Origin of the sequence: Methylacidimicrobium tartarophylax, from assembly GCF_902143375.2 — a bacterium.
GTDB classification, from domain to species: Bacteria; Verrucomicrobiota; Verrucomicrobiia; order Methylacidiphilales; family Methylacidiphilaceae; genus Methylacidimicrobium; species Methylacidimicrobium tartarophylax.
Genome location: NZ_CABFVA020000041.1, coordinates 1 through 8498, shown reverse-complemented (window position 1 = coordinate 8498; position 8498 = coordinate 1). Strand labels below are relative to the sequence as shown.

Sequence of the window (8498 nt, the reverse complement as noted above, 5' to 3'; positions counted from 1 at the left end):
CCGTGTGCCGGCCGGTCGGCACACGCAGGCTCAGCCGGTCGAGGATCCAGCGCTCGCCGCGCTTCACACTGGCTTGGTCAATCTCGAGGAGCGGGCTCTCGAACACGCCGTCGGGGTGGGCTGGATGGGTACTCATGCCGAGCATCCTCTCGGCGGAAAGAAAGGCTGGCAAGCCTTGGGCTTGCGATGTCCCGGGGCTCCAGGCTCCAAAGCCGAGCACCGCTCTTCGTCGGCTCCCGTTGACGGCGCATGAACAACTCTCTATCTAGACTATCAGACAATAAACCCGGAAATCGACCCGCACACAAAAAAGCGGACACTACCCATCGAAACCGGGCCGGCGTCGGCCGAGCATCTGCCTTTTGACGATGGCTCGTTTGATTCCGTGGCCTGCCGCTATTCCGCGCACCATTGGCGTGACCTCGACGGCTTCCTGCGCCTCCCGGATCACATCGGAGTAATCCCGGCTCTCAAGGAGATGGGCCAGGAAGCCCAGACGCGCCTCGGCCTTCCGAAGGCAGCTCTGCGCCAACGACTCGGTTGTCATGGCTCTAAATATGGATCGGCTCCCCCGGAAGATGCCCGGGTTTGAGCTCTCTGTACCAGGCATTCCCGCTCCAGATCCGCCGCGCTCCGTTGCGTGTGAGCCGCTCCTTCATCCGCCGCAGGGCGGCTTCGAGCACCCCTTGCGGGTCCCAGAGGATCCGCGCGTCCTCGGTCATGTCGAAGAGGATCGGACTTCCCGCCGCCAACTCCTCCGGCGTCTTGAAGAGCGGCGACCATTCGGTGAGGACGCCGTGCGCCTGCACCTCCTCAAAAGCGGGGGCGAGTTCCCGCTCGACCGGCTCCCATTCAGCAACCCGGGCGATCCTTCCGCGGGGAAGAGGATCGGCGACGACCAGAAAATCGATGTCCGAATCCGGCCGCATCTTTCCCCGTCCCACTGATCCGAAGACCGCCAGGACGAGGAGCCGCGGGCCGTAGGCGAGACGGACGGCCGCCAGGAGCCGCCGCAACAACTCCTCGAAGCATTGCGGAAAGTGCGGATCCAGAATCCGCTCCATGGGCTTGATCCTGACACAGCCGCTCCCTGGTGGCGAGGAGATCCCGCGCCGCCGCGTCTCCCTCTTTTAGAAGGGGGAAAGGCTCCCGACCGTTGGGCAAGCGGCAGGAGAACGCTTGGGAGACAGGCTAGACAAGGGGTTAGAGAAAAGCGAAGATCGGCTCTGCGGTGACCGGCGCCCAAACGCCCAAAGGAGGGCGGATGCGGGAGGGGAATTCCTCCTGTTCCGGTCGTCGCGGTCCGCCGATGAATGCTTCCGATGCCACGATGGCCGTCTTCTTGGATTTGGAAAACATCGCGCTGGGAGCTCGGGAAGCGGCCTATCCCAAGTTCGACATCCAGAAGGTGCTCGAGCGGCTCCTGCTCAAGGGGCATATCGTCGTCAAGAAGGCCTATTGCGACTTCGAGCGCTACAAGGAGTTCAAGCGGGGCCTCCATGAGGCGGCCTTCGAGTTGATCGAGATCCCGCACGTAAGCCAATCGGGAAAGAACTCGGCCGACATTCGGATGGTGGTGGATGCGCTCGACCTCTGCTACACCAAGGGCCACGTCGACACCTTCGTCATCCTCAGTGGAGATTCTGATTTTTCTCCCCTGGTCAGCAAGCTGCGGGAAAACGCGAAGACCGTCATCGGAGTGGGAGTCAAGAATTCCACTTCCGACCTCTTCCTCAACAACTGCGATGAGTTCCTCTATTACGACGATCTTGTCCGCAGCGCGAAAGAGACTCCCGCGGTCGCCGAGCCCCGGGAGAAAAAGCCCCGGGGAAAAGCTTCGAAACCACCCGCCGACAAGGCGCTACAGATGGTCGTCGAAACGCTCGAAGCGCTGGTCCAGGAGAGAGGCGAGGACGAGCGGATCTGGGGATCCATGATCAAGCAGGCGCTCAAGCGCCGCAATCCGGGTTTCAACGAGCGGGCCTACTCCTTCCGCTCCTTCAACGAGCTTCTTCTCGAAGCCCAAAAGAGAGGACTGCTGAAGCTGGAGCCGGAGGAAAAGTCCGGGGGTTATCTCGTTTCTCCCTCCGAAGCGCATTGAGTTCGCCTGCTTCTCTCCCAAGTTCCGAAGGAGTCGCCTTCGGTGGCGATTGACGCGAAGGATCCTGTGCGCGATCATGGCGCTGCGTCTCGGCCCATTGCCGGCCGGGGCGTGGAAGGTCCGTCCAAGATGTCCAAGCATGGCGACATGACGTCGGTCATCGATCTGACCCGGGAAAAGGGCACGGGCCCCACTCGGACACGTCGCCCGCTCTACGTCGATCTCTTGCCCCCCTGCCGGGCCGCCTGCCCTGCCGGGGAGGACATCCAGGGCTGGCTCGCCTTGGCCCAGGCCGGGAACTACCGGAAGGCCTGGGAGCTCCTCGTCCGGGAGAACCCTTTTCCCGCGGTCCACGGGCGGGTCTGCTACCATCCTTGCGAAAGTCACTGCAATCGGGGCGACTACGACGCCCCGGTCTCCATCCACGCGATTGAGCGCTTTCTGGGGGATCTCGCTTCCGCCGGGGGGTGGCCCTTCCCGCCGGCTGCGGAGCCCAGCGGCAAGCGGGTGCTGGTCGTCGGAGCGGGTCCCTGCGGGCTCTCGGCCTCCTACCATCTCGCCCGGCTGGGCCATGCGGTGGAAGTCCATGAGGCGGGTCCCCTGGCCGGAGGGATGATGCACTTCGGGATTCCCGCCTACCGGCTTCCCCGCGAGGCGCTGGCCAAGGAAGTCGAGCGGATCGAGCGGATGGGGGTCCGCTTCGTCTTCGATCACAAGGTCGAGGAGCTCCTCGCTGAAAAAGCGGCGGGCGGCTTCGACGCCGTCCTGGTCGCCATCGGTGCCCAGATCGGCAAGCATGTCGACATTCCGGCCCGGGACGCGGCCCGCGTGCTCGATGCGGTCTCCCTTCTCCACCAGGTGGGAGGGGAAGAGCGTCCCCTGCTCGGCCGCCGGGTGGTGATCTACGGCGGGGGCAACGTCGCGATGGATGCGGCGCGGACGGCGAAGCGGCTGGGGGCCGAAGAGGCGCTCATCGTCTACCGGAGGGACCGCGCCCACATGCCGGCCCGCGCTTTCGAGGCCGACGAGGCCCTTTCCGAAGGGATTCGAATCCGGTGGCTCACGACGATCAAGGAGATCGTGGGCGAGGAGTTGACCGTCGAGCGGATGGAGCTCGGGTCCGACGGCCGGCCTCGGCCGACCGGCCAATACGATACATTGCGGGCAGACGCGGTCGTGCTTGCGATCGGGCAGGAGACCGACAGCCGCTTCCTCCGGCGGGTTCCCGGGATCGTCTTCGGAAAGGACGGGGCGGTGATCGTCGACCAGAACCGGATGACCGGTCATCCCGGCATCTTTGCCGGAGGCGACGCGGTTCCGGGGGATCAGACCGTCACGGATGCCGTCGGCCAGGGAAAGAAGGCGGCCCGGTCGATCGACGCCTGGCTTCGCGGCTCGGTCTACGCCGAGCCGGCCCCTCCGTCCGGCGTCTCCTTCCCGATGCTCCACCTGCCGGTCTACCGCGACGTGGCACCGGGACACCAGCCCGAGCGACCGCCGGCCGAGCGAACGAGCGGTTTCGCCGAGGTGGTGGCGGGGCTCTCCGAAACCGAGGCGCGCCGCGAGGCCGAGCGCTGCTTCTCCTGCGGGATCTGCTTCGAGTGCGACAACTGCTATGCCGCCTGCCCGGAGGACGCGATCCTCAAGCTGGGACCGGGGAAGCGTTATCGCTTTCTCTACGACCGATGCACCGGCTGCGCCGTCTGCTTCGACCAGTGCCCCTGTCATGCCATCGAAATGATCCCCGAGCCTCTGGGAGCGGAGTCATGACAAAGGCGAGCTTTCGGGCGATGGACGGTAACATGGCCGTCGCCGACGTCGCCTACCGGACGAACGAGGTTTGTGCGATCTATCCCATCACCCCGTCCTCGACCATGGCGGAGCTCGCCGATCAGTGGACGGCCGAAGGGAGAAAAAACCTCTGGGGGACGGTTCCGGTCGTCCAGGAGATGCAGAGCGAAGGCGGGGCGGCGGGAGCGGTCCACGGCTCCCTTCAGGCCGGGGCGCTGACGACCACCTTCACCTCCTCCCAGGGTCTTCTCCTCATGATTCCGAACATGTTCAAGATTGCCGGTGAGCTGACCCCGGCGGTCTTCCATGTCGCGGCGCGATCGGTCGCCACCCATGCCCTTTCGATCTTCGGCGACCACTCCGACGTGATGGCCGTTCGGACCACGGGCTTCGCCCTGCTCGCCTCCGGCTCCGTTCAGGAGGCGCACGACGGCGCGCTGATCGCCCAGGCGGCGACCCTCGAATCCCGCGTCCCCTTCCTCCACTTCTTCGACGGCTTTCGCACCTCGCATGAGGTGAACACCCTGAGCCTGCTGACCGACGAGCAGCTCCGAGCCTTCCTCCCTGAGCAGCTCATCCGGGCGCACCGGGGGCGGGCGCTCAATCCCGAGCATCCCTTCATCCGGGGAACCGCCCACAACCCGGACACCTTCTTCCAGGCGCGCGAGGCGGCTAACCCCTTTTACGAGGCCCTTCCCCGGATTCTGCAGTCGCTCTTCGACCGGTTCGCCGAGAAGACCGGCCGCCGCTACCATCTCTTCGAATACGACGGACCCGAGGATGCCGAGCGGGTCGTCGTCTTGATGGGCTCAGGGGCCGAGACCGCCCGGGAGACGGCGGCCGTCCTCCACCGGCAAGGCGAGAAGGTGGGCGTCCTCCAGGTTCGTCTCTTCCGCCCCTTTTCGGCCGAGGCGTTCCTTGCGGCACTCCCGCCGAGCTGCCGGGCCCTAGCCGTGCTCGAGCGGACCAAGGAGCCGGGAGCGCTGGGCGAGCCCCTCTTCCTCGACGTCGTGACGACCGTCGCCGAAGCGTATTCCCAGGGGAGGCGGCCTCGGCTCCCGCGCGTCATCGGCGGCCGCTACGGCCTCTCCTCCAAGGATTTTACGCCCGCCATGGCGAAGGCGGTCTTCGCGGAGCTCGCCAAGCCTGATCCGAAGAAGCGGTTCACGGTCGGCATCACCGACGATGTCTCCCACTCGAGCCTTGAGGTCGACTCCGCTTACTCGATCGAGCCCGACTCGGTGGTCCGGGCCCTCTTCTACGGTCTGGGCGGGGACGGGACGGTCGGAGCCAACAAGCACTCGATCCAGATCATCGTCGAGGAGGCCGACCTTCATGCCCAGGGCTACTTCGTCTACGATTCCCACAAGTCGGGGGCGCTGACCGTCTCCCACCTCCGGTTCGGCCCGGAGCCGATCCGCTCCCCCTATCTGGTCTCTTCGGCGAATGTCGTGGCCTGCCACTGGTTTCCGTTCCTCGAGCGGGTCGACCTGCTCCGCTCGGCGGCTCCTGAGGCCACGTTTCTCCTCAACAGCCCCTACGGCCCGGAGGCGGTCTGGGATCATCTTCCCCGATCCGTCCAGCGGCAGATCCTCGAGAAGCGGCTCCGCTTCTTCGTGATCGACGCGTCCCGGATCGCGCGCGAAGCGGGGCTCAAGGGACGAACCAACACGGTGCTCCAGACCGCCTTCTTTGCGCTTGCCGGCATCCTTCCCCGGGACGAGGCGGTGGATCAGGTCCGCCGCTCGATCCGGAAGGCTTACGGCGGCAAGGGCGAGAAAGTGGTGGCCGAGAACCTCCGGGCGGTCGAGCATGCGCTTGCCGCTCTTCACCCGGTTGCCCTTCCCCCGTCGGCGACGAGCGCTTTCGACCGGCGCCCGCTGGTCCCCGCGGACGCTCCCGGGTTCCTCCGGCGAGTGACGGGTCCGATGCTCGAGGGGCGGGGCGATGAGATTCCGGTGAGTCTCTTCCCCGTGGATGGCACCTATCCCTCGGGGACCGCGGCCTTGGAAAAACGCAATGTCGCCGACCTCGTCCCGATCTGGGAGCCCGAGATCTGCGTCCAGTGCGGCCAGTGCGGCTTCGTCTGCCCCCATAGTGTGATCCGGGTCAAGTATTACGACGAGGCGCGGCTCGAGGGAGGGCCATCCTCCTTTCGCTCCGCGCCGATCAACCTCCGCGGCTATCCCGGCGTCCGCTTCAGCCTGCAAGTTTACGTGGAAGACTGCACCGGCTGCGGGCTCTGCATCGATGTCTGCCCGGCCTATAGCCCGGTCGAGCCGGAGAAGAGGGCGATCCACCTGGAGGCAAAGCAGCCCGTTCTGGAAGCCGAGCGTCAGAATATCGCCTTCTTCGAGCGGCTCCCGGTCAACGATCGCTCCCACGTCGACTTTGCCAACGTCCGGGGAGTCCAGTTCCTGGAGCCCCTCTTCGAGTTTTCCGGCGCCTGCGCGGGCTGCGGGGAGACTCCCTATCTCAAGCTGCTTTCCCAGCTCTTCGGCGACCGGCTCTTGATCGCCAACGCGACCGGCTGCTCCTCGATCTATGGGGGCAACCTCCCCGTCACACCGTGGGCCAAGAACGGCGAGGGGAGGGGGCCCGCCTGGTCGAACTCGCTCTTCGAGGACAACGCCGAGTTCGGCTTCGGCTTCCGGCTGGCGGTCGACCAGCTCCGGGGCCGGGCCGAGGAACTGCTCCGCGGACTAGCCGGCTCGGTCGGCGAGGAGTTGGCGGACGAGATCCTTTCGGCCCGGCAGATCCAGGAGTCGGAGATCCACGCCCAGCGCCGGCGGCTCGAAGCCCTCCGCGGGAAGCTGGCGCCGCTGGCCGAGACGAGCCCCCAGGCTCGAGAACTCCTCTCGGTGATGGACCAGATGGTCCGCCGCTCGATCTGGCTCGTCGGCGGGGACGGCTGGGCCTACGACATCGGCTTCGGGGGTCTCGATCATGTGCTCGCCACCGGCCGGAACGTCAACGTGCTCGTCCTCGACACCGAGGTCTACTCCAACACCGGGGGACAGGCCTCGAAGGCGACTCCGCTCGGGGCGGTCGCCAAGTTCGCCGCCGCGGGGAAGCGCGAGCCCCGCAAGGACCTGGTCCTGCAGGCGGTCGCCTACGGCAACGTCTACGTCGCCCAGGTGGCGATGGGGGCCAACCCGCAGCAGACGCTCCTCGCCTTTCGGGAAGCCGAGGCCTACGAGGGCCCTTCGCTGATCCTTGCCTACAGCCACTGCATCGCCCACGGCATTGAGATGGAGAGGGGCTTGCGCCAGCAGGATGCTGCGGTCGCCTGCGGCTACTGGCCGCTCCTCCGCTTCAATCCCGCGATGCGAGCGATCGGCGAGAACCCCTTCCGCCTCGATTCGCCCCGGCCGACACTCCCCTTCTCGCAGTATGCCAATCAAGAATTGCGCTACCGAGCGCTCGGGATGAGCCATCCGGCTGACGCCGCGGCCCTCGCGAAACGCGCCCAGTCCCTGATTCTCGAGAAGTATCGGATCTACGAAGAGCTCGCCGGATTGCGGGAAGGGAAAGCGCCCGTTCCCGTCGGTGCCGAGGCGATCCCCGTTGGGGAGGAAGCCCGATGAACCTCGTGACCCGTTACATGGGCCTTTCCCTCCAGAGCCCGCTGATCGCGTCGGCCTCTCCCCTGACCGGGGAGCTCGATGCCATCCGCCGGCTCGAAGACGCGGAGGCCGGAGCGGTCGTCCTTCCCTCGATCTTCGAGGAGCAGATCCGGGCTGAGCAAGATCGCTGGGAGCGGCTCACGGCCGCCGGAACCGACAGCTTCCCGGAGGCGCTGACCTACTTCCCCGAGCCGTCCTCCTACCGGGTGGGGCCGGAGCGTTACCTCGAGCTCATCCGCGAGGCGGTTCGGGCCGTCGACATTCCGATCCTGGCGAGCCTCAACGGGGTGACGAGCGAGGGGTGGATCTCCTACGCCAAGGGGATCGAGGAGGCGGGTGCCGACGGCCTCGAGCTCAACATCTACTTCTTCCCCACCGATCTGGAGGAGGATGGCGAGGCGGTGGAAGAGCGCTATCTCCAGATCGTGCGCGCGGTCTCCTCCCAAGTCTCGATTCCGCTGGCGGTCAAGCTCCTCCCCGCCTTCAGCTCGCTGGGGAACATGGCCCGGAGGATGGTCGAGGCGGGAGCCCAGGCGCTCGTGCTCTTCAATCGCTTCTACCAGCCCCGGATCGATATCGCCCAGTTGCGCCTCGTGGACGATCTGGTCTTGAGTAGTCGGGGCGAAACGCGCCTGCCCCTCTTCTGGATCCAGCTCCTGCGAGGCCGCCTGAATGCCTCCTTGGCGGCGAGCAGCGGGGTCGAAAGCGAGCAGGAGGTGATCCAATACCTTCTGGCGGGAGCGGACGTCGTGATGACGACCTCCGCGCTCCTTCGGGACGGGATTCCCCGGATGAAGCGGCTGGTCGAAGGGCTGCGCGACTGGCTGGACCGGCACGGATTCGCCTCCGCGGACGCGATCCGCGGGCTCTTGAGCCGGGAACGCCTTGCCAAGGCCGGGCCGGGAGCCCGCGCCCGCTATATCGACATTCTCCAGCGCTATCCGGCCGCCAGATCGGAAGAGCTCGTATGCCGTCTTCTG

The 8498-nt window shown here is 66.2% G+C and carries 6 protein-coding genes; 5 read left to right on the top strand and 1 reads right to left on the bottom strand.

Going from position 1 to position 8498, the window contains the following annotated elements; translation table 11 throughout:
- Nucleotides 1-280: 280 nt before the first annotated feature.
- Entirely contained in the window at nucleotides 281-592 is a 312-nt protein-coding gene (locus MAMT_RS11980; protein WP_374729433.1) for a methyltransferase domain-containing protein, read from the top strand.
- Here MAMT_RS11980 and MAMT_RS04775 read toward each other — a convergent pair.
- The gene (locus MAMT_RS04775; protein WP_142659870.1) at nucleotides 552-1064 is read right to left on the bottom strand and encodes a nucleotidyltransferase family protein; all 513 of its coding nucleotides are present in this window, start codon (nucleotides 1062-1064) and stop codon (nucleotides 552-554) included. The genes MAMT_RS11980 and MAMT_RS04775 overlap by 41 nt on opposite strands.
- Nucleotides 1065-1309: 245 nt before the next feature.
- Here MAMT_RS04775 and MAMT_RS04770 point away from each other — a divergent pair, with 245 nt between their 5' ends.
- The 4 genes from MAMT_RS04770 to MAMT_RS11870 form a co-directional block, all read left to right on the top strand.
- Nucleotides 1310-2101 (top strand): NYN domain-containing protein, encoded by a 792-nt coding sequence (locus MAMT_RS04770; RefSeq protein WP_142659869.1) that lies wholly within the window; start codon nucleotides 1310-1312, stop codon nucleotides 2099-2101.
- A gap of 129 nt (nucleotides 2102-2230) precedes the next feature.
- Nucleotides 2231-3871 carry an NAD(P)-binding protein gene (locus MAMT_RS04765; protein WP_142659872.1) on the top strand — a complete coding sequence of 547 codons (1641 nt, stop codon included), beginning with the start codon at nucleotides 2231-2233 and terminating at the stop codon, nucleotides 3869-3871.
- Nucleotides 3868-7479: a pyruvate:ferredoxin (flavodoxin) oxidoreductase gene (gene nifJ, locus MAMT_RS04760; RefSeq protein WP_246186530.1), complete on the top strand. Its 3612-nt coding sequence runs from the start codon at nucleotides 3868-3870 to the stop codon at nucleotides 7477-7479. The genes MAMT_RS04765 and nifJ overlap by 4 nt, the downstream gene beginning before the upstream one ends.
- Nucleotides 7476-8498 (top strand): dihydroorotate dehydrogenase-like protein (locus MAMT_RS11870; RefSeq protein WP_142659868.1); only part of this gene is annotated, 1023 nt, incomplete at its 3' end. The genes nifJ and MAMT_RS11870, both read left to right, overlap by 4 nt.

What these genes read in the sequence shown, in the direction of transcription:
- nifJ (WP_246186530.1), top strand. Translation starts at nt 3,868, where the DNA reads ATGACAAAGGCGAGCTTTCGGGCGATGGACGGTAACATGGCCGTCGCC.
- MAMT_RS04770 (WP_142659869.1), top strand. Translation starts at nt 1,310, where the DNA reads ATGAATGCTTCCGATGCCACGATGGCCGTCTTCTTGGATTTGGAAAAC.
- MAMT_RS04775 (WP_142659870.1), bottom strand. Translation starts at nt 1,064, where the DNA reads ATGGAGCGGATTCTGGATCCGCACTTTCCGCAATGCTTCGAGGAGTTG.
- MAMT_RS04765 (WP_142659872.1), top strand. Translation starts at nt 2,231, where the DNA reads ATGTCCAAGCATGGCGACATGACGTCGGTCATCGATCTGACCCGGGAA.